Annotated in this window: 18 protein-coding genes and 1 pseudogene; 12 read left to right on the forward strand and 7 right to left on the reverse strand. The window is 59.3% G+C overall.

Annotated features, from left to right (window positions below):
- Nucleotides 1-30: 30 nt before the first annotated feature.
- Nucleotides 31-675 carry an RraA family protein gene (locus tag HY067_09910; GenBank protein ID MBI3528273.1) on the reverse strand — a complete coding sequence of 215 codons (645 nt, stop codon included), beginning with the start codon at nt 673-675 and terminating at the stop codon, nt 31-33.
- A gap of 523 nt (nt 676-1,198) precedes the next feature.
- Here HY067_09910 and HY067_09915 point away from each other — a divergent pair.
- The 7 genes and pseudogenes from HY067_09915 to HY067_09945 all read left to right on the forward strand — a co-directional run bounded on the left by HY067_09915 (nt 1,199) and on the right by HY067_09945 (nt 7,844).
- Entirely contained in the window at nt 1,199-2,140 is a 942-nt protein-coding gene (locus tag HY067_09915) for a hypothetical protein (GenBank protein MBI3528274.1), read from the forward strand.
- A gap of 117 nt (nt 2,141-2,257) precedes the next feature.
- Nucleotides 2,258-3,061 (forward strand): annotated as a pseudogene (locus HY067_09920) (transposase).
- A gap of 445 nt (nt 3,062-3,506) precedes the next feature.
- Entirely contained in the window at nt 3,507-3,881 is a 375-nt protein-coding gene (locus HY067_09925; GenBank protein ID MBI3528275.1) for a hypothetical protein, read from the forward strand.
- Between the two features lie 164 nt (nt 3,882-4,045).
- Entirely contained in the window at nt 4,046-4,276 is a 231-nt protein-coding gene (locus tag HY067_09930) for a hypothetical protein (GenBank protein MBI3528276.1), read from the forward strand.
- 22 nt (nt 4,277-4,298) lie between these two features.
- Nucleotides 4,299-4,778 (forward strand): hypothetical protein, encoded by a 480-nt coding sequence (locus tag HY067_09935; GenBank protein ID MBI3528277.1) that lies wholly within the window; start codon nt 4,299-4,301, stop codon nt 4,776-4,778.
- Between the two features lie 202 nt (nt 4,779-4,980).
- The gene (locus tag HY067_09940) at nt 4,981-6,120 is read left to right on the forward strand and encodes an FAD-dependent oxidoreductase (GenBank protein ID MBI3528278.1); all 1,140 of its coding nucleotides are present in this window, start codon (nt 4,981-4,983) and stop codon (nt 6,118-6,120) included.
- Between the two features lie 71 nt (nt 6,121-6,191).
- The gene (locus HY067_09945) at nt 6,192-7,844 is read left to right on the forward strand and encodes a hypothetical protein (protein MBI3528279.1); all 1,653 of its coding nucleotides are present in this window, start codon (nt 6,192-6,194) and stop codon (nt 7,842-7,844) included.
- 322 nt (nt 7,845-8,166) lie between these two features.
- Here the strand turns inward: HY067_09945 and HY067_09950 are convergent, their stop codons facing one another.
- The 6 genes from HY067_09950 to HY067_09975 all read right to left on the reverse strand — a co-directional run bounded on the left by HY067_09950 (nt 8,167) and on the right by HY067_09975 (nt 14,902).
- The gene (locus tag HY067_09950; protein MBI3528280.1) at nt 8,167-9,048 is read right to left on the reverse strand and encodes a DMT family transporter; all 882 of its coding nucleotides are present in this window, start codon (nt 9,046-9,048) and stop codon (nt 8,167-8,169) included.
- Between the two features lie 218 nt (nt 9,049-9,266).
- Nucleotides 9,267-10,331, reverse strand: coding sequence for an Ldh family oxidoreductase (locus HY067_09955; protein ID MBI3528281.1), 1,065 nt, complete (start codon nt 10,329-10,331; stop codon nt 9,267-9,269).
- A gap of 371 nt (nt 10,332-10,702) precedes the next feature.
- Complete coding sequence (locus tag HY067_09960; GenBank protein ID MBI3528282.1) at nt 10,703-11,827, reverse strand: zinc-dependent alcohol dehydrogenase family protein; 1,125 nt, start codon at nt 11,825-11,827, stop codon at nt 10,703-10,705.
- Nucleotides 11,828-12,065: 238 nt separating this feature from the next.
- Nucleotides 12,066-12,815: an SDR family oxidoreductase gene (locus tag HY067_09965; protein ID MBI3528283.1), complete on the reverse strand. Its 750-nt coding sequence runs from the start codon at nt 12,813-12,815 to the stop codon at nt 12,066-12,068.
- 331 nt (nt 12,816-13,146) lie between these two features.
- Nucleotides 13,147-14,313: an NAD(P)/FAD-dependent oxidoreductase gene (locus HY067_09970; protein ID MBI3528284.1), complete on the reverse strand. Its 1,167-nt coding sequence runs from the start codon at nt 14,311-14,313 to the stop codon at nt 13,147-13,149.
- Nucleotides 14,314-14,329: 16 nt separating this feature from the next.
- Nucleotides 14,330-14,902, reverse strand: coding sequence for a carbon monoxide dehydrogenase subunit G (locus HY067_09975; protein MBI3528285.1), 573 nt, complete (start codon nt 14,900-14,902; stop codon nt 14,330-14,332).
- Between the two features lie 246 nt (nt 14,903-15,148).
- On the opposite strand from HY067_09975, the gene HY067_09980 reads away from it, so the two are divergent.
- The 5 genes from HY067_09980 to HY067_10000 all read left to right on the forward strand — a co-directional run bounded on the left by HY067_09980 (nt 15,149) and on the right by HY067_10000 (nt 19,966).
- Nucleotides 15,149-16,504: an extracellular solute-binding protein gene (locus tag HY067_09980; GenBank protein ID MBI3528286.1), complete on the forward strand. Its 1,356-nt coding sequence runs from the start codon at nt 15,149-15,151 to the stop codon at nt 16,502-16,504.
- Nucleotides 16,505-16,577: 73 nt separating this feature from the next.
- Nucleotides 16,578-17,471 carry an ABC transporter permease gene (locus HY067_09985; protein ID MBI3528287.1) on the forward strand — a complete coding sequence of 298 codons (894 nt, stop codon included), beginning with the start codon at nt 16,578-16,580 and terminating at the stop codon, nt 17,469-17,471.
- Nucleotides 17,468-18,364: an ABC transporter permease gene (locus HY067_09990; GenBank protein MBI3528288.1), complete on the forward strand. Its 897-nt coding sequence runs from the start codon at nt 17,468-17,470 to the stop codon at nt 18,362-18,364. Before HY067_09985 ends, HY067_09990 begins: the two co-directional genes overlap by 4 nt.
- On the forward strand, nt 18,361-19,461 hold the full coding sequence (locus tag HY067_09995) for an ABC transporter ATP-binding protein (GenBank protein ID MBI3528289.1): 1,101 nt from the start codon (nt 18,361-18,363) through the stop codon (nt 19,459-19,461). The genes HY067_09990 and HY067_09995 overlap by 4 nt, the downstream gene beginning before the upstream one ends.
- 25 nt (nt 19,462-19,486) lie before the next feature.
- Entirely contained in the window at nt 19,487-19,966 is a 480-nt protein-coding gene (locus HY067_10000) for a (2Fe-2S)-binding protein (protein MBI3528290.1), read from the forward strand.
- The last annotated feature ends 10 nt before the right edge of the window (nt 19,967-19,976 follow it).

Below are 19,976 nucleotides of genomic sequence, written 5' to 3' on the forward strand. Positions count from 1 at the left end.
TTGCGAAGCGGCCGCTTGCAACCTAAGAAACTAGAACTTTCCGAACTTCAGATACGCTTCCTGCGGATCCATGCCACCGAGGATGGCGCTGCGCACCTGGTTCTCGGTCAGCAGCACTTCTTCCGTTTTGCTTACCACCTGTTCCGCAATTTTACCGGGAATGATGACCACGCCGTCGCGATCGGCGAGCAGCCAGTCCCCGGTGCATATCGTGACGTCGCCGATTGTAACCGGTTGGCCGAAGCGATCCGGGACCCAGCGGCCGACGATGTCGGACGGCGTGTTGAAGCTGCAGAACACCGGGAAACCGATCTTGAGGATGAACTCGGTATCGCGGCAGCCGCCATCCACGACGTAGCCGAGCACGCCTTTGTGATGCAGTGTCTCGGCGGACAGCTCGCCCATCAGCGCGACCATGTGCGTGTTCGGCTGGCACACGATCACCTTGCCCGACGGCGCCTTCGACAGCAGCCCGGTCCACTGCACCAGCGTGTCGTGCGCATCGCGGGTCTGGTCGATATAACCGCTCACCGTGTAGATTTCACCCGCGAGTTTCTTCGTCGGATCGAGCGGCTTGATCGTATGCGGCAGCACGCACTGCGCGTAGCCCATGCCGCGCAGCACGTCGTGCACTGCGGCGGCGTAGTACTTTTCGAGGCGCTTCGTCAGATCCATTCTCTCCTCCTTCTCAAATCTACTTCATGAACCACGGAGAACACGGAGGACACGGAGAAAAATAATGGAAACAAAAAAGATAGGTTATGGAGTAGTGATGATTTGTAGACCGTGCCAAATTCGTGGCGCTGTCGATGACTACATCTCCGAATCCCTTTATCCGATTCGTGTTTGCCTTTCCTAAAAGGGTACTCCACGCTATCGCGAGGGTATCCGTGCTCTTCGTGTCCTCCGTGGGTCATTTATGAATATCTAGCTGCAGGCCGCGGTTCGCGCCGTGAGATCCATTAGTCCTCCACGTCAATGCAGAGGCGAATGGTACAGATTCCCGGGAATCGGCACCGGGGACCCTCGTTTGGCGTACGGTATCCAGCGCCGGTTGTTTGATCTATGCTTTTCGCATCCTGCAGGGTTTGGCGGTTTGGTTAGTACCCTGGTTATACGTCACGCGGCCGCTCAAGTTTTTGATCCGATGGATTCTTTGGAGCGGAATTAGCTAGACGCGATCCGACCGGATACCGGAATGCTTGATCAAAAGATCGCCGAACGCGCTCGCAACCTGATCCACCCGGCCATTAGCGCCAGGCGCGACCCTTTACGCGCGAAGGTCAGCGAGATCCTAAGCGATATGTCAGTGCGGGGAGTCGCAATGTCCAGTATGACCGCTCAATTGGTTTTTCAAGAATGCGCGAAAGAGCTACTGGAAAGAAATAGGATTGCCTGGGCGAGCCTGCGTAGAGCGCACGAATTGCTCGGTGCGCCTCGAACAGAAACACTAGCCACTGACATTAAACACGAAGTCTCAATTTATCGAAGAGAGGCAGCAGTTGAACTTACGGATATCGCTATAGACATAGTCGCCAGAGTCGGATTTGGAAAAGATCTTTCCCTAAGCTCGACGCAAACTCAAGCTGAGCAGGAAATAAATGGCGAAATAGACCTATACGTAGACTCCTTAGCGTATCGACCATCTCTCGCATTTTCCAACACCGATCCGCCGATTATTTTCGTTAGTTGTGGTCAGGCTACGAACGAGGAAATTGCCCTTGGTAACTCAATCGTTCAGTTAATCGACAAACACCTTTCCCCGTGCACGGGATATTTCGCGCAAAAGCAAAATTCTCTCGATGGATTATCGAGACACATTTTCGGCTCACTTAACAAATGCGTGGGGCTAATTGCAGTGATGCACCATAGAGGAACCGTTGCGACAAGATCTAGGGAGCACGTGCGCGCGTCAGTATGGATTGAACAAGAGATCGCCATAGCCGCATTCCTCACCCAAGTTCAAAATAGAAAAATACAGGTCGCCGTATATATACAGAATGGCATTGAGCGAGAAGGGGCGCGTGATCAACTTCTGCTAAACGCGCATGACTTTGAGTCAGACGACGAAGTCCTGCGCCATCTCGAAACGAGCATTATCAACGGCGCTTTTAAGCCCCAACTCCGCTTGAGTCCTTAGTTCCAGTCGGACCATCGTATGACATTGATCTTTCTGCGCAAGGCCGTAATATTAAGGGCGCTTCAGACGCTTAGAGGCTGGTTTTTGAAGCCCAAACGCACGCTTCAAGGAGAAGCGATGTCGCGCGCCAACCGCCATTTTCTGCCTGGTCAGATCTGGCACATCACGCACCGCTGTCATCAGAAGGCGTTTCTTCTCAAGTTCGCGCGAGATCGGCAGCACTATGTTCGCTGGCTCTTCGAGGCGAAAAAGCGTTTCGGGCTCTGCGTACTCAATTACACAGTCACCTCCAACCACGTTCACCTGCTGATAAGGGACACCGCTCCCGGCGTGATCTCCCAAAGCATTCAGCTGGTAGCAGGGCGCACCGCCCGGGACTATAACCAGCGCAAGGCACGCGCAGGCACGTACTGGGAGGACCGTTATCACACGACGGCAGTCGACGCCGACGAATATCTCCGGCGCTGCCTGGTTTACGTTGACTTAAACATGGTGCGCGCCGGAGTGGTGAAACATCCTGCGGATTGGCTGCACAGCGGCTATCGCGAGATTCAGGCGCCTCCCGAGCGCTACGCCATCGTCGATCTCGCCGCCTTAAGTGCGCTCACGGGATGTTCGACCGTAGCGGAATTTCAGAAAGCCCACCGCGAGTGGGTGGACGAAGCGCTTGGTGCAGGGATGGGCGCGCGCGATGAATGATGGTCCGAAGCCATCGCAGTCGGCAGTCGGGAGTATGTGAACAAAATGAAGGCAGCGCTTGGCAATCGTGCATCTCATCGACAGCTTGCAGAAGCGGATGGAATCTTCACGCTTCGGGAACCGGGCAGCTCCTATACGTCTCGTTTTAGCGATAAACGTGGCCCTCTAAGGCCGAATAACACGCATCTTTGGCGAGATAGTGCCGATGCAACAGGAGCTTGACGTGGTCCGACCGGATTAATCGTGGATTTCAGCATGTACCATTGGATCGACTCCCAGATTGCATATCAAAGGTGAACGCCATGCAGAATGCTCGAAAGTTTGTGCTGTTTGTATCAGCTGTTTCCCTTTTTATGCTTCACGGATGTTTTTTTTGTCTTTATACCAGGTGCCGTTATCGACAAGGTCAGCGACACGATGACAGGCGCGAAAGGAAGTAACTGCATACGTGAAGATGTGAAAGTTGGCGATAAGGTGTATCTGCCGGACGGCTCCGTGGGCACGATAACGGAAATCTCAGGAAAATCCAGCCGATGCAAAGATCCCAATATGCCAATTCGCGCAGTATTGGAACTATCAAAGGATAAAGGGTTCAACTACTCCTCACCCTACCAAAGTCAGTCTTCCGTTAGGTGCTGGATGGGAAACAAAGCAACTCAACCCAGCTATGGTGGCCTATGGAACCATCCTGCACGCAGTAAATCGGACTAAGGACATCGGGCTATTTCTGATTGCCGTCAATAGAGAGCAAATTACCGATTTGATGGAATACGCCAGTTCGAAACGCGCCGATCAAGCAAGCAGATTGGATAATTCCGTACAGTCTGAAATTATGCAATTGGAAGTGCATGGCAAGCACGCTTTCCGATTTGATGTAACCGGCAATCTCAAGGGCAGCAATAAGATGTCCATAACGTACCGGCACACATTAATGGAAGGGGACAAGGAAGTGGCGCATCTCAGCGCGTGGACATCATCAACCAATTTCGACAAGCAAAAGGAAGCGATCAATAGTCTTTCAGAAGATATTGACGGCCTTTAGGGGTAACGGGCTAGCTCAGGCCTGCAGTGTGCATAATGGATCGAATTCAATGCCAAATTACAGCTTCACAAACCTGATTTCATATCTGCCCAATAATTATCAACACGCCTCGATCGCGCCCGAGTGCACCGGCACGGAACTGAAAAACAGAAGGAGAACCTTTCATGGCGGAGCAGAACAAGACGAAAGTGATCATTCTTACCGGCAGCTACCGGATCAAGGGATATATCGAACTGGTGCCGGGGGCGCGGGTCACGGACTACATGACCGAGGCGAAGAATTTCATCGCGGTCACCGACGCCGAGGTCTGGGAAGCGGGCGAGCGCCGCGTGCTGGCCGCGCCGTTCCTGAATGTCTGCCGCGACCACATCCAGGTCATCACACCCGAAGGCTGAGCAATGTAATCGGGACGCAGCATTGCCTGCCGAGCGTCAAATCAATGCAAAGGAGATTGCCGCTTTCATCAAGGAGGCGTTCTCAAACGTGACGCTGGGAAACGGCGTCGGGCTGCGGGAGGCACAAGGCCTCGACGACTATGCAGACGCGGAGACATGCTCGTCTTATCGTGCGAACGACGAAAAGAACGATTGGAGTCGCATATCGGTCGTTGAGTTGAATGCGTGCTACAGCAGCTTGAGCTTCTTCGATGCGGAGGGCATGAGGTTCCACCTGCCTGCATTCCTCCTTGCAGGGTTGAGCGGTGGATATCTTCAGGACCTGTCTTTTCAGCTTGCCTATCTCAATGATTACAGCATCGGCCAATATACTTTGCTTTCACCGGCCCAACGCAAGGCCGTTCGAGCCTATCTGCTGTTCATTCTGGAGGATGAGAGCTATGCGTTCTCACACCCTCAGATTGTTCGAGCCTTGAACGAGTACTGGACCGATCAATCGTGAGCACATGAGAAACCGATGGTTACCGCTCCCGCTCCTCCTTGCGGCGGCAGCAGGCTGTGATGCCTTTACCGATGCCGCGACGCGCATCGCTTACGACATCGAAGCCGGCGGGTTCGACCCTGACCATTGCTTTCCTCACAGACCAGCTGCTTGCCGTTTTCGATACTGAGCTTCATCGGTCAACCCGGGAGGAATACTACATATGAGCGCACGAATCACAGTATTGGGCGCCGGTTTCGGCGGCCTGGAGTTGAGCACAATCCTTTCGGAAGCCATGGGCGATCAGGTCGAGGTGACTCTCATCGACAAGAGCGACGCCTTCATATTCGGCTATTCGAAGCTTGACGTGATGTTCGGCCGCGCCTCGCTGGAGGCGGTGCGCCTGCCGTATCGGAACTTCGTCAAGCTGGGGGTACGCCTTCTGCAGGAAACCGTCACGGCTATCGATCCCGCAACCAAGCGTGTCACGACCGATGCCGGGACCTACGATTGCGACTACCTGGTCGTCGCTCTGGGTGCGGACTATGACATGGGCGCCACCCCCGGGCTGGCTGAAGGCGGCAACGAGTTCTATTCCGTCACCGGGGCCGAGCGCGTGCGCGAAATCCTGCCAGGCTTCTCGAAAGGCCGCGCCATCGTCGGTGTATCCGCGGCGCCGTACAAGTGTCCGCCAGCCCCAAGCGAATGCGCGCTCCTGCTGCACGACTACCTGACGACGAAGGGTGTTCGCAGCCAATGTGAAATCACGATGGTCCTGCCTCTACCGAGTCCGGTGCCGCCGTCGCCAGAGACTTCCAAGGCATTGATCGCGGCCTTTGCCGAACGCGACATCAGGTTCATGCCCAATCGGCGCGTGGCCTCGCTGGATCCACGCCGTCGTGTTGCGCAACTCGACGACGGCAGCGAATTGCCTTACGAACTGTTCCTGGGGGTGCCTAAGCATCGTGCACCGGCGGTGGTCGAGGCCAGCGGCATGGCGGAAAACGGCTGGGTGCCGGTAAACCCGAGAACGCTGGAAACGAGATTCCCGAATGTCTACGCGGTCGGTGACATTGCCAATACGGGAACGCCGAAGGCGGGCGTATTCGCCGAGGGCGCCGCCAAGGCGGTCGCCATGTCCCTCTTGTCGCAAATTCGGGGCAACGGCCAGGGCGGTCTTTATGGCGGGGCGGGTTCCTGTTACATCGAATTCGGCGCAGGCCGGATTGGCCGCGTGGACGTAGATTTCTTCTCCGGCCCCAAACCGACCGGTACCTACCACGAGCCGGCGGTTGCGTTGCGTGCCGACAAGGAGCATTTTGGCTCGAGTCGCCGTGCCCGGTGGTTCGGCCTCGGATCATGATGAGCCGCGAAGCGAATGGATGAGCATGTATGACAAGCGGCAAATTCCCCGAGCGGAAACCGGGTAAGTCAGTGCAGCGAAGACGTCATCCTGTCTTCGTGTACCTCGCTGCCGGTCTGACGGTCGTCCTGCTTGGAAGCTGGGCCGCCGAAACACGAGGGCAGGGCCAGCAACACGCCGGCCATGTCTTAGGTACGGTTGTCTTTCCCGTCACGTGCTCCGATCACGCCCAGGTCGAGTTCAATCGCGCGGTCGCCTTCCTGCATCACATGACCTATCCGCAAGCGCGGGAGGCTTTCGAACACGTTGCCACGACCGATCCGCAGTGCGCGATGGCGCATTGGGGCATTGCGATGACGCTGTTTCAGCCGCTGTGGCCGACGCGGCCGCGACCCGAAGCGCTGCAGCGGGGATGGGAGGAGGTGCAGAAGGCCAAAGCCCTGCAGCCGCCGACGGAGCGGGAACGGCTCTTCGTGGCGGCAGCGGAGGCGTTCTTCCTAGATCCGGCATCGTCCGATTACTGGCTGCGCATCCGCCGGTGGGAACAGGCCTCGGAAAAAATTTATGCCGCCTTCCCCGATGACGCTGAGGCGGCCGCGTTCTACGCCCTGGCGCATCTGGCCGTCGCTCCCTCCGATGCGACATCCCGGGCGTATTCCGACCGCGCCGCCGAAATCCTGCTCCGCGTGTATGAGCGCAATCCGGACCATCCGGGCGCGATGCACTACCTCGTCCACGCCAACGACGCACCGGGTCGCGAACGCGAATCGCTGGAGATCACGCGCAAATACGAGTCGGCCGCTCCGCGCAGCCCACACGCGTTGCATATGCCGACGCATATCTATACGCGCCTCGGCGATTGGGATGGGGTGATCCGGGGAAACCTGCTGGCGGCGGATGCGGCTCTCGAGTACCCCGCGGGAGACCACGGAGAATTCGTTTGGGACGAGTTCCCCCATGCGATCGAGTACCTCGTCTATGCCTATCTGCAGAAAGGTGCGGACGAAGAAGCCGCCGTGCAGTTGCAGCGACTGCGTTCAAGGGCCCGGCTGGAACCCACTTTCAAGACGGCTTTTCACCTGGCATCCACGCAAGCGCGCTATGTGCTGGAGCGGCGCGACTGGAGCGCTGCCGAGCTGATCGTTCCCCGCGAGCCCGCGACCCTCGACTGGGATCGTTTCGCCTGGCCCGAAGCCATAGCGCTGTTTGCACGCGGCCTGGGCGCGGCCCATCTGGGAAGAATCGACGAGGCCAGGGCGATCGGTGCGCGGCTCGGGGAACTCGAAGCTGCGACGCGCAAGGCGGGGGAAGATTTGTTTGCCCGCAATATCCAGATGCTTCGCCTCGAGTTGAGCGCCTGGCGCGCGCACATGGAAGGAAAAGAGGAAGCCAGCGTTGCGCTGATGATAGAGGACTCGGAACTCGAGGCCTCGACGCCGAAGCATGCCGTGACGCCGGGACCCACTCTTCCCGCCGACGAGCTCCTCGGAGACCTTCTCATGGAGCAGGAGCAACCGGCGGCGGCCCTTGTGGCGTACCAGCGCGCAATAGAACGCTATCCTCGGCGTTTCAACATCCTGCTGAGCGCCGCTCGCGCGGCACGCACGCTTGATGATGAACCCATGGCGCGCGGTTTCTATGCCGAGCTTCTCGAAGTCGCTGACGGCGGGACGCGGCAGCCCGCTCTGAAAGAGGCACAGAGTTATGTGGCTCGGCGGCGGTGATTCCACGCGCGTTTTGTCGATACGCCCCGGACGTACATACTGGAAAAGCCGGCGGGTTCGACCCTGACCATCGACATCGAAAGACGCGCTAGCCGGGCTGTTGTCACGAGTGTCCGCTAGGAACTACTTCTTGAACCACGGAGGGCACGGAGAACACGGAGAAAGGCAAGGAGGAGACAGGACAGGAAACTGCAGAAATATTCTTGGGGGGTCAATCACAATGTGAACAACTTGGCGCCATTTGCAGATCGCCAGCACGTTATAACTTTCTGTTCTTTCCTCTTTTTTCTTCGTGTCCTCCGTGCCCTCCGTGGTTCAAGATTTAAACTGACGCGGGGCGCGCCTGCCGAAGGCTCGCTATCTGGTTCGCAACCAGCGCTCCTACGACAACCCCGCCACCGATCAGCGCGGCCTGGCTCGGGCGTTCGCCGATCAGCACCCAGACCGACAGTGTGCCGAAGATGATTTCGAGGATCGACAGCAGTCCGATCTCCGCCGAGGCGAGGTGGCGTACCGCGACCATCATCAGCAACAGTCCCGCGCCGAGCTGGACGACGCCCATGACGGACAGCAGAGCGAGATCGCCGGTGCTCACCGACAACGGCAGCGCGAAGGGCAACGCGATCAGCATCGAGAAGATTCCGGCAAGCAGGACCGAAGGCACCATGTCGACGGCGGTGCGATGTTTGCGCAGAATGACGACGTTGGCGCCGAAGCCCAGCGGGATGCACAACGCAATGAGATTTCCGGCCCAGCCGTCGCCGCTCAGAGCGTCGAAGAACATCACGATGATGCCCCCGATTGCCGCAATCATCGTCAGCCAGGTGCGCGGCGCGACTTTCTCGCCGAGGAAAAGGCGCCCGCACACGGCAGCTACGAAGGGCGAAATGCTGCCTACCACCAGCGTGTTGGCGACGGTGGTCAGCGACAGGGCGAGAATGAAGCTGATCATCATCCCCGCGAACAGCAGTCCGGACAGAACTCCCGGCCAGCCCATGGCATGAACGCGGTGTAGTAATCGCGAGCCGTGCTGGAACGACAGCACGAGCAGCAGGAACAACGTCATGAAAAAGGAGCGCCAGAAAGCGATCTTCCAGCCGTCGGTGACTTCCATGTTGCGCACGAGGACGCCCGCGGTGGCCCAGCACAGCGTGGCGCCGACCATCATGGCGATGCCCTTGCGATGCTCCGCAGGCGTTCGCATTAGTTACTACTTTCAGACAACACTCTCACCGCAGAGGACGCGGAGGACGCAGAGGAAAAACAAAGGAGAGGGAGAAGATATTGTAGAGGCGACTCATCGATCATGGTATACGACCTGCCACGGTGGCCCAGGTTGGTACTGTTCAGAATTTCCCAACATTTCCCTCAGTATTTCCTCTGCGTCCTCCGCGTCCTCTGCGGTTAGCGCGTGTGGTTAGATTAGGCGATAGCCGAGGGTGCGGCGACGCCGAGCTTTTCGCTCCAGGTTTGCAGCGACGGCAGGATGCTCGGATAGAGTTCGACGCCGTCCTGCAACTGTTGCTCGCGGCGGCGCAATCCGGATTCGCCGGGCAGGCGCACGCGATCGAAACCCGGTCTCGGCAGCGTGGTGCGGCAGGCGTTCGCGATCCACTCGGTCTGGCGCACGAAATCCTCGCTGCCGCCGAACAGTGCCGGATCGAATACCTGGATATACACATTCGCCGCCCAGCCTTCATTCGGATCGGCGCGCCCGTGACCCGACAAGCCTTGCGTCAGTGCCTCCACCAGCAAGCCCAGCGCGTATCCCTTGTGCCCGTGATCCAGCCCGCCGATCGGCAGCAATCCGCCCTTCGGTTCGTTGAAGACCACGGCGGGATCGTCGGAAGGATGGCCGTGGCCATCGAGCACCCATTGTCCGGGCAGCCTGCGTCCTTCCTTGTTCAGCCGGCCGGTCAGTCCGTGCGTGGTGATCGACATCGAAACGTCGATCATCACGGGATCGCCCTTCGTCGGCCAGGCCGCCGCGATCGGGTTCGGCGTATGCGTGCCGGTGCCGCGTCCGCCATGCGGCACGACGCCACCGACTTCGGGACCGGAAGAGATCAGCATCACCATCATGCCCTGGTCGGTCACGCGCTTGAGATACGCGGCCAGGCAAGCGATATGGTGGCTGCGGCGGATGGTGACCGTGCAGGTGCCGAGTTTCTTCGCGCGCTCCAGCGCGAGATCGATCGCGCGCGCAGTGAGCCAGGTACCGGGCAGGCGCATGCCGTCCCAGGTCACAGCCGCGGGGAAGTCCGCGATCACGCGCGGCGATCCCGACTTCGTCATGCCGCCTTTGTCGAGATCATTCAGATAAGGTGCGAGCAACTGCAGGCCGTGCGTGGTGTGCCCGAGCAGGTCGCCCTCGACCAGGATTTCAGCGACGACTTTTGATTTGTCGGCTTCCAGCCCTGCCTTGTCGAGCAGTGCTGTGGCGAAGCGCACGAGGTCTTCGGCGCGGTAACGTAATGATTCAGGCATAGAGCAAATTCTCAACGCAAAGGCGCAAAGGACGCAAAGGAGGGCAAGAAAGGAAAAACTGAACTGTCGAAGAGCGCGCCTCGGATGCTCGCACATTAAGTAGTTCTTCGAGGTCGTCGGCGCGGTAACGAGGTGTTTTGGACGTCATCTAAGAAATCTCAATCTCAATTTCAATCTCAACGCAAAGGCGCAAAGGACGCAAAGTGCGCAAAGGAAAGCAAGGCAAGGAAAGTATTCTGTAGATAGCTACCCACGTCCGGAGATATCCGATGCATCCAGAAATGAGCGGCGTTTACTTTCAATCTCTTGTTTTTGGTTTCCTTTGCGTCCTTTGCGCTCTTTGCGCCTTTGCGTTGAGGTGTGTTGTAGACCTACATCATTATTATCTGGCGGACGGTGTGGCCGGAAGCGAGGCGGTCGAAGCCGACATTGATGTCTTCGAGCTTGATGTGGTCGCTCATCAGCTTGTTCACCGGCAGCATGCCGCGGCGATAGAGATCGATGTAGCGCGGGATGTCTCTGGTCGGCACGCAGGAACCGACATAGCTGCCTTTGATGGTGCGTTCCTCGGCGACCAGGTTGACGTGCTGCAACGGCCAGCGATGATCCGGGTGCGGTAAACCGGCGGTGACTGTTGTGCCGCCGCGGCGCGTGATGCGATAGGCCAGTTCCATCGCCTGCACCGATCCGGCCATCTCGAATGCGAAATGCACGCCGCCGCCGGTCAAGTCCTTGACCTTCTGGATTGCATCCGGGTCTTTGGCATTGACCGTGTCGGTGGCGCCCAGTTCTTTCGCCAGTTTGAGCTTGTCGTCGTGCAGGTCGATGGCAACGATCTGTTGCGCGCCGGCGACGATGGCACCCAGCAACGAATTCAAGCCGACACCGCCGAGACCCAGAACCGCGACCTTCGCGCCTGGAAATACCTGCGCGGTGTTGAACACCGCACCCACACCGGTCAGGACCGCGCAACCGAACAGCGCGGCTTCGTCGAACGGCAGCGAGCTGTCGATCTTCACCAGCGAACCGCGATTGACGACACAGTACTCGGCGAACGCGGATACGCCGACGTGGTGATAGACATGCTCGCCATGCTGGTGCAGGCGCATGCCGCCGTTCAGCAGTTTTCCTGCGCCGTTCGCCTGCTGGCCCGGCTCGCAGCGGCCGGGATGGCCTTCGATGCAGGGGAGACACTGGCCGCAACTCGGCGCGAAGACCAGCGCGACGTGATCGCCGACCTTGAGGTCGTTGATACCGCCGCCGACTTCCTGCACCACGCCGGAGGCTTCATGACCGAGCACCATCGGCATCTGCCGCGGGCGGTCGCCGTTGACCGTCGACAAATCCGAGTGGCAGAGACTCGCCGCCTTGATCTGCACCAGCACTTCGCGCTGTCCCGGTTTGTCGAGCTCGACTTCTTCGATGCTCATCGGTTTGCTGTCCGAGTACGGTTGCGGCAGACCCATCTGCCTGATCACTGCGGCTTTCATTTTCATAGTTACACCTTAAAGTAAACCGTGAACCACGGAGGACACGGAGAGCACGGAGGAAATGCAAGAGAAAAGAAAATGGATGGATTGAGGTTTCATATGCAGATGTTCCTATTGCGGTGACGTTTGGCCGCACAGATTTGCAAACTGACATCTCCAATACGCACATTGATCTTCCTCGTTCTTGTTTTTCCTCCGTGCTCTCCGTGTCCTCCGTGGTTCAAGATCTGGATCTAGTCTCGCTTTAGTAAGTGGCCCGGCCGCCGGAGAGATCGAACACCGCGCCGGTGGTGAAAGAGCAATCCTCGGTGCAGGCCCAGGAGACGGTGGCGGCGATTTCCTCGACCAGGCCGAAGCGGCCCATCGGGATCTTGGCGAGCATGTAGTCGATGTGGCTCTGCGGCACCTGATCGAAGATCGGCGTTCTGACCGCAGCCGGCGTCACGCAGTTGACCGTGATACCGTTTTTGGCGGTTTCCTTGCCCAGCGATTTGGTGAGCCCAATCACTGCCGCTTTCGATGAACTGTAGGCAGCGGCGTTGGGATTGCCTTCCTTGCCCGCGATCGAGGCGATATTGACTATGCGACCATAGTTGTTCTTGATCATGTGCGGGAGAACGGTGCGGCAGCAATAGAAGACACCGTTGAGATTGATGTCGTGCACGCGCAGCCAATCTTCGGCGGGTAGTTCCCAGGCCGGCGCGTTCATGCCGGCGATGCCTGCGGAGCACACCAGCGCGTCGACTTTGCCGAATGCCGCCAGCGTGGATTTGAAAGCCGCCTCGACCTGTTCGAGCTTGGTGACGTCGACTTTCGCCGTGTGAGTCTTTATCGCACCCAGAGACTTGGCCGCGTCCGCCATGGTTTTTTCGTTCATGTCCCAGATGGCCACATTGGCACCCGACTGCGCGAGCCGTTTGGCGATGGCCAAGCCGATGCCAGAAGCGCCGCCGGTGACGATGGCGCTGCGGCCTCTCATGTCGAGTTGATTCATTGCACTCCCCCTTTTATTTTGATCGATAGGCCGGACGGTTCAGGACAGCCAGGCGCGAAAGACCGCCATTTTAATTCAGCCCGCCCACCGCGGCCAAACCCAATTTAGGGCTTAAGTAATTACACCTTGACGCAAAGGCGCAAAGGACGCAAAGGACGCAAAGGAAAGCAAGGCAAGGAAAAGAGGGGAGTTGAAAATATTCTGCGGTTAGCTACCCGCTTTGAAATAGACGATGCATTCGGAAAATTGCGGGCGTTTACTTTCAATTCTCTTGATCTTGGTTTCCTTTGCGCTCTTTGCGTCCTTTGCGCCTTTGCGTTGAGAATTTTCTCTAAACAGCCTGGCCGGCGGCGTGGCCGGAGGCCCAGGCCCACTGGAAGTTGTAGCCGCCGAGGTGGCCGGTCACGTCCACGACTTCGCCGATGAAATACAGCCCGGGCTGTTTGCGGGCTTCCAGCGTCTTCGACGAAAGCTCGCGGGTGTCCACGCCGCCCAGCGTGACTTCGGCTTTCTTGTAGCCGACGGTGCCGCTCGGCCGGATGCGCCAGTCGCGCAGGCGCGCCGCTATCTCGCGAAGGCGAGGCGCACTGAACCGTTTCACCGGCAGGTTCTCGAAATTGAATTCGACCCAGCGCTGGGCGAACCGCTGCGGCAGAAATTCGCCGAGCACATTGGTGAGCAGTTTTTCGGAAGCTTGCGCGTTCTCGAGGATTTCCCAAGCGTCCCGCTCCGGCAGCAGGTTCACCGACAGATCCAGGCCCGGCCGCCAGTACGAGGAGATCTGCAGGATGGCGGGTCCGGACAGGCCGCGATGGGTCACCAGCAGATTTTCACGAAAGTTTATGCCGTTGCAACTGACTACCGCATCGACGGAAACGCCGGAGAGGTCGGCGAACTGCGCCAGGGTTTCCGGAGCGAACGTGAGTCCGACCAGCGCCGGCCGCAGCTCCGTGACCTTGAGGCCGAACTGTTCCGCGATGCGATAACCTAAAGGGCTGGCGCCGATCTGCGGAATCGACAATCCGCCGCTGGCGATGACCAGCGATGCGCTTTCAAATTTGCCACGACTGGTGGCGATCAGGAAACGTTCGCGTTTTTCAATTGAAGCGATTTTTGCCGGCATGCACCATTGCACGTGGGCGTTGTCGCATTCGGTCTTCAGCATGTCGATAACCTGCTGCGCGGACTCGTCGCAGAACAACTGGCCGAGTTTCTTTTCATGCCAGGCGATGCCGTGCTTCTCCACCAGCGCAATGAAGTCGCGCGGCGTGTAGCGTGCCAGCGCGGAGCGGCAGAAATCGGGATTCGCGGAAAGAAAATTCTCCGGCCGCGCGTCGATGTTGGTGAAATTGCAGCGTCCGCCGCCGGAGATGCGGATTTTCTCGCCCAGCTTTTCGGCGTGGTCGAGCAGCAGCACGCGGCGGCCGCGTTTGCCTGCTTCGATCGCGCACATCATGCCGGCGCCGCCGGCGCCGATGATGACGACGTCGGCGCTCACCGCGCCGGCCCTTCGCTCACCTGACCAGGTACAGCAATATCAGCAGGACGATGATGCCGCCGCCGACCCAGGCCCAGACTGGCAGGGCGAATTTTGCAGGCCCGTTGGAGGGTGGTTGAACGGTGTTCGTCTGAATTATTGGTTCCGCCTCTGGTGCAACGGTCTTGTTGAAGCGGGCGAAGAAGTCATCCGACATTTTCTTGGCCACGCCATCGATCAGCCGCGAACCGATCTGCGCGAGTTTGCCGCCGACGCTGGCCCTCGCCTGGTAAGTGAGCAGCGTGCCGCTGCCTTCCGCTGCGAGGCTGACTTGCGCGCTGCCTTTGCCGAAACCGGCGGCACCTCCGGAACCTTCGAATGCGAGGGAGTAAGAATTCGGTGGATTCATATCGGCAAGCACCAGCTTGCCGCTGAACTTCGCCTTCACCGGACCGATCGCGGCGGTCATCGCAACCTTGTATTCGTTGTCGGACACCCGCTCGATGCTTTCGCAGCCCGGAATGCAGGCCTTGAGGATTTCCGGATCGTTGAGCGCTTCCCACACGCGCTGTTGCGAAAGAGGGATGCGCTGCTCGCCGCTCATTTCCATGTTGCCGTCTCTCCTTGATGGGTTCCGTGCACCGCATTGGGCCGGGCTCCGGGATTATGCGCCCGCTTTTGTGGCGTTCAAGCGCGAACTTCAGCTCATAACAGGAATTCGCAGTCGCCGATAACAACTACTCATTATCTTTTTCAAATTTCGATTGCTAGGCTGCATTCACATAAACAGTCAGCACATCCGTCAACCGTCTGGAAGCAACGAGGAGTCTGGACTTTATCTGGGGAGTCTTAAATCATGAGCGAAGGCATTGAACCGAAAAAAGCAGCGTTGGCGATCGAAGGGGACACCGCAACACCCGACTCCGGCGTCGACGCCGCCCGCAGGACGATACTGAAAGGTGCGGCAGCGGCAGCCGGCGTCGCAGGCGCGCAGGCGATCACCGGTTTCCCGTTGATCTGGTCGCAGGAGATCAAGAACATAGAGTTACGCCACGTCGGCGTGTCGTACTCGGTGGTCAAGGCCATCGGCGACCAGGCGTCGAAGGATCTCGGCTTCAAGGTGACGATGCAGAATCTCGACACGTCGGCGTCGATCAACCGCTTCGTCACGCAGCCTAACACCGTCGATATCGCCGACGTCGAAGGCTGGCAGGCGAAACTCGCCACCAAGCGCGGCGTGCTGCAGGGCATCGAGCGCAAGAAGATCAAGGAGTTCGACAATATCCTGCCGATCTTCACCAAGGGCGAGATCAACGGCAAGGTGGTCTCGCGCCAGGGCATCTCGCCTTATGAAGCGATGTACATTTCGAAGCCGGATGCAACCGAGTTGCATGAAGGCGTCACCGACTGGTGCACTTTCCTGCCGCAGGTCTACAACGCCGATTCGATGGGTTACCGACCCGATCTGATCAAGCGCGAGATCACCGAATGGAAGGAGCTGATCAATCCGGAATTCAAGGGCAAGGCCGCGATTCTCGACGTGCCCGCCATCGGCATCATGGACGCCGCGCTGTGCTTCGAGAGCGCCGGCGAGATCAAGTACGGCAACAAGGGCAACATGACGAAGTCGGAAATCGACTTCACCATCAACCGCCTGATCGAGCTCAAGAAGCAGGGACATTTCCGCGCGACGTGGACGACCTTCGACCAGTCGGTGCAGTTGATGGCGGCCGGCGAAGTCATCATCCAGTCGATGTGGTCGCCTGCCGTGGCCGCGGTGCGCGTCAAAGGCATGCCCTGCATCTATGCCCCGGTGAATCTGAAAGGCGGCAAGGAGGGTTACCGCGGCTGGTGCAACGGCATGGCGTTGATGAAGCATCTGTCGGGCAAGAAGCTCGACGCGGCCTACGAATATCTGAACTGGTATCTGTCCGGCTGGCAGGGTGGTTTCGTTGCACGCTACGGCTACTACAGCCCGGTGCCTTCGACCGCGAAGAAATTCCTGAGCCCGAACGAAGTCGATTACTGGTACGAAGGCAAGCCCGCCAAGGAAGCCATCATGGATCCGTACGGCGTACCGATGGAAAAGGCCGGTGCCAAGCGCGACGGCGGCTCGTTCCTGGATCGCGTGACCAACATTTCGTGCTGGAACACGCTGATGGACGAAGCGCAGTACATGAACAAGCGCTGGAACGACTTCAAGGTGGCGTGACGCCCTTTCCAATCGTTGCCGGCCGGGCTTCGGAAGAAGTCCGGCCGCTTAAATCGCCACAACGGACGTCCTCATGATTGCAAGCGCCGACATTTCGCGCGCCAAGGGCCCGCGCTGGAACATTGCGTCCTGGCTGTATATCTCGCCGCTGGTGCTGGTGCTGATCCCGTTTTTCGTGGTGCCCATCCTGGTCGTGCTGGTGGCGAGTTTCCTGGAGCACGACGGCTTCGGCGGCATGATCCCGCACTTCACGCTGGTGAACTACGCCTCGATATTCACCGCCGCGCTGACCTGGAAGCTCTACTTAAGCACGATCAAGTTCGCAGTGCTGACCTGGGGGCTGACTCTCGTCATCGGTTTCTGGATCGCGTACTTCCTGGTATTCCACGTTCGCAACCAGTTGCTGGCGATCGGTCTCTTCCTGCTCTGTACGGTGCCGTTCTGGACCTCGAACATCATCCGTATGATTTCCTGGATCCCGCTGCTCGGCAAGAACGGATTGATCAATTCGGCTTTGGTCTCGACCGGTGCCATCGACCAGCCGCTTGAATTCCTGCTCTTCTCCGATTTCGCGGTGGTAGTCGCGTACACGCACCAGCTCACCATATTCATGATCGTGCCGATCTTCAACGCCATGTCGCGCATCGACAAGCGCACCCTGGAAGCGGCGCGCGACGCCGGCGCGAGCCGTTTCGAGATCATGCGTCATATCGTCGTACCGCTCAGCCGCAACGGCATCGCGCTCGGTTCGATCTTCGTGTTGTCGATCGTCATGGGCGATTTCTTCGTGGTCAAGGTCATGAGCGGCGGCGGTTCGGCTTCGGTGGTCTCGGCGCTGTTCGAGGACATCGGGGTGTTGCAATATCCGCCGGCAGCGGCGGCCTCGGTCGTCCTGCTGCTGGTGGTCGTCATCATGATCGCGCTGATCCTGCGCACCGTGGACGTGCGCAAGGAGATCGCGCGATGAGCGCGCATCCGGCCTCGATCGCCCGCTTTCCCAAGAGCGCGCGGCGCGTAGCCACCTATCGCGACGAGAACAGGCGGCCATGGACGTTCTGGGTACTGGCCGCGTTGTTCACGACTTACGTACTGGCGTTGTACGGGCCGATGATCTGCATCTACGTCCTGTCGTTTCAAGACGTGCGCGGCGGCCTGGTGTTTCCGATGAAAGGCCTGTCGCTGCACTGGTTCGTCGACCTATTCACGCAAGTGCGCACCGGCGACGTGAAGGGCGGCTTCGAGCGCTCGATCCTGCTGGCGATCCTGGTGACGGTGCTGACGGTCGTGGGCTCGTTCATGGCGGGGCTCGCATTCCGCAACCGCTTCAAGGGCGATGGCGTGGTGTTCTATCTGATGATCGGCAGCCTGGTGGCGCCCGGCCTGGTGCTCGGCATCGGCGTCGGCCTGTTGTTCCAGTATCTCGGACTGCAGGCGAGCTGGTACACCTCGGCGCTGGGCGCGCATCTGAGCTGGACGCTGCCCTTCGGCGTACTGGTGATGTTCGCGGTGATGTCGCGTTTCGACCGCGCCTGGGAGGAAGCGGCGCGCGATCTCGGCGCGACGCGCTGGCAGATCATCCGCATGGTCGTCGTCCCCATCCTCGCGCCCGGCATCGTCGCGGTCGCCTTGTTCGGTTTCACGCTTTCTTACGATGAATTCTCGCGCACGTTGCAGACCTCCGGGCCGCTCAACACGCTGCCGCTCGAAATCTGGAGCATGACGCTGAACGTGACCTCGCCGTCCCTGTATGCGCTCGGCACGGTCACGACACTGGCTTCGTTTCTGATCATCGGCGTCTGCCTCGGTGCGATCGCCCTGATGCAGAAGCGGCGTTCCAACCAATTGGGCAGGCAACAATGACAGTCACGACAGGAGATATCGAGCTCGCCGGCGTTTACAAGCACTTCGGCAATGTCGCCGCGGTGGACGGCGTGAACCTGAAAATTCCCGACGGGGCGTACTGCTGCTTCCTGGGCCCGTCGGGGTGCGGCAAGACCACGATCCTGCGCATGATCGCCGGCCACGAAGATCCGACCGGCGGCGAGATCCTGATCGGCGGCGAAGACGTGGTCGGCCTGCCGCCCGTGGAGCGGCGCACGGCGATGATGTTCCAGTCGTACGCGCTGTTCCCGCATCTGACGGTGCGCGACAACGTCGCCTTTCCGCTGCGCGTGCGCGGCCTGCCGTCGGCCGAGCGATACAAGACGGCCGATGCCATGCTGGAGAAGGTGCAGTTGACCGAGCTGGCCAACCGTTTGCCGGGACAACTCTCGGGCGGCCAGCAGCAACGCGTCGCGCTGGCGCGTGCCGCCATCACGGAACCGCGCGTGCTGCTGCTCGACGAACCATTATCCGCGCTCGACGAGCAGTTGCGCATCCAGATGCGCACCGAATTGCGGCGCATGCAGCGCGAGCTCGGCATCACTTTCGTGCACGTCACCCACACCCAGGTCGAAGCCATCGCGCTGGCCGATATCGTGGTGGTGATGGAGAAGGGAAAGATCAAGCAGGCGGGCGCGCCGCGCGAAGTCTATGCACAGCCGCGCGACCGTTACGTCGCTGAATTTCTCGGCGGCCAGAATGTGCTCTCCGGCAAAGTCGAAAGCGTCAACGGCACCAGCCTCGTGGTCAGCGCGCCGGATGCCGCTGCCATCGTCGTGCCGCTGCAGGACCGCTCCGTTGTCCACGGTGGCGATCGGGTGGATCTGGCGGTGCGCCGCGACGACATCCATCTGCGCCGCCCCGGCCCGGCGGCCGAGGCGGGATGGAACACCATCAACACGCGTATACGCGCGATCGAATATCAGGGAGCGTTCGTCAAGGTCATGCTCGACGCGATCGGGGAGACGGAGTTCGTTGCTTATGTCCCCGAACGTGAATTCTTCTCCGATTCGTTCACGGTCGGCGACAGCGTCGTCGCGGCCTGGCGCTCGGAACGCTCATTGCTTCTGTCGTAGGGATTCGTTGCCAGGAGATCGGGACATGCAGATCAGTTTCACACTCAATGGAAAACCGGTATCGGTGGATGTGCCGCCGCAGGAACTTTTATCCGAACTGTTGCGGGAACGCCTCGGACTCACCGGCACGCACGTCGGCTGCGATACCAGCCAGTGCGGCGCCTGCGTCGTACACGTCGACGGTGCATCGGTAAAAAGCTGTGCGACGCTGGCGGCGACATTGAACGGCGCGTCCGTGACCAGCATCGAAGGCCTGGCGCCGGCCGGCGGCTTGCATCCGATGCAACAGGCTTTCCACGAGCAGCACGGATTGCAGTGCGGATTCTGTACGCCGGGAATGATCATGAGCGCGGTCGATTTCGCCAGGGTCAATCCCAAGCCGTCGCCGGAGGCGGTCCGCAACTGGCTCGAAGGCAACATCTGCCGCTGTACCGGCTATCAGAACATCGTCGCGTCGGTCATGGCGGGAGCCAGCGCGATGCATGCCAATGGAAAAGGAGCCTGACGCCATGCCC

This window comes from Betaproteobacteria bacterium (genome assembly GCA_016194905.1).
Classification (GTDB): Bacteria; Pseudomonadota; Gammaproteobacteria; order Burkholderiales; family JACQAP01; genus JACQAP01.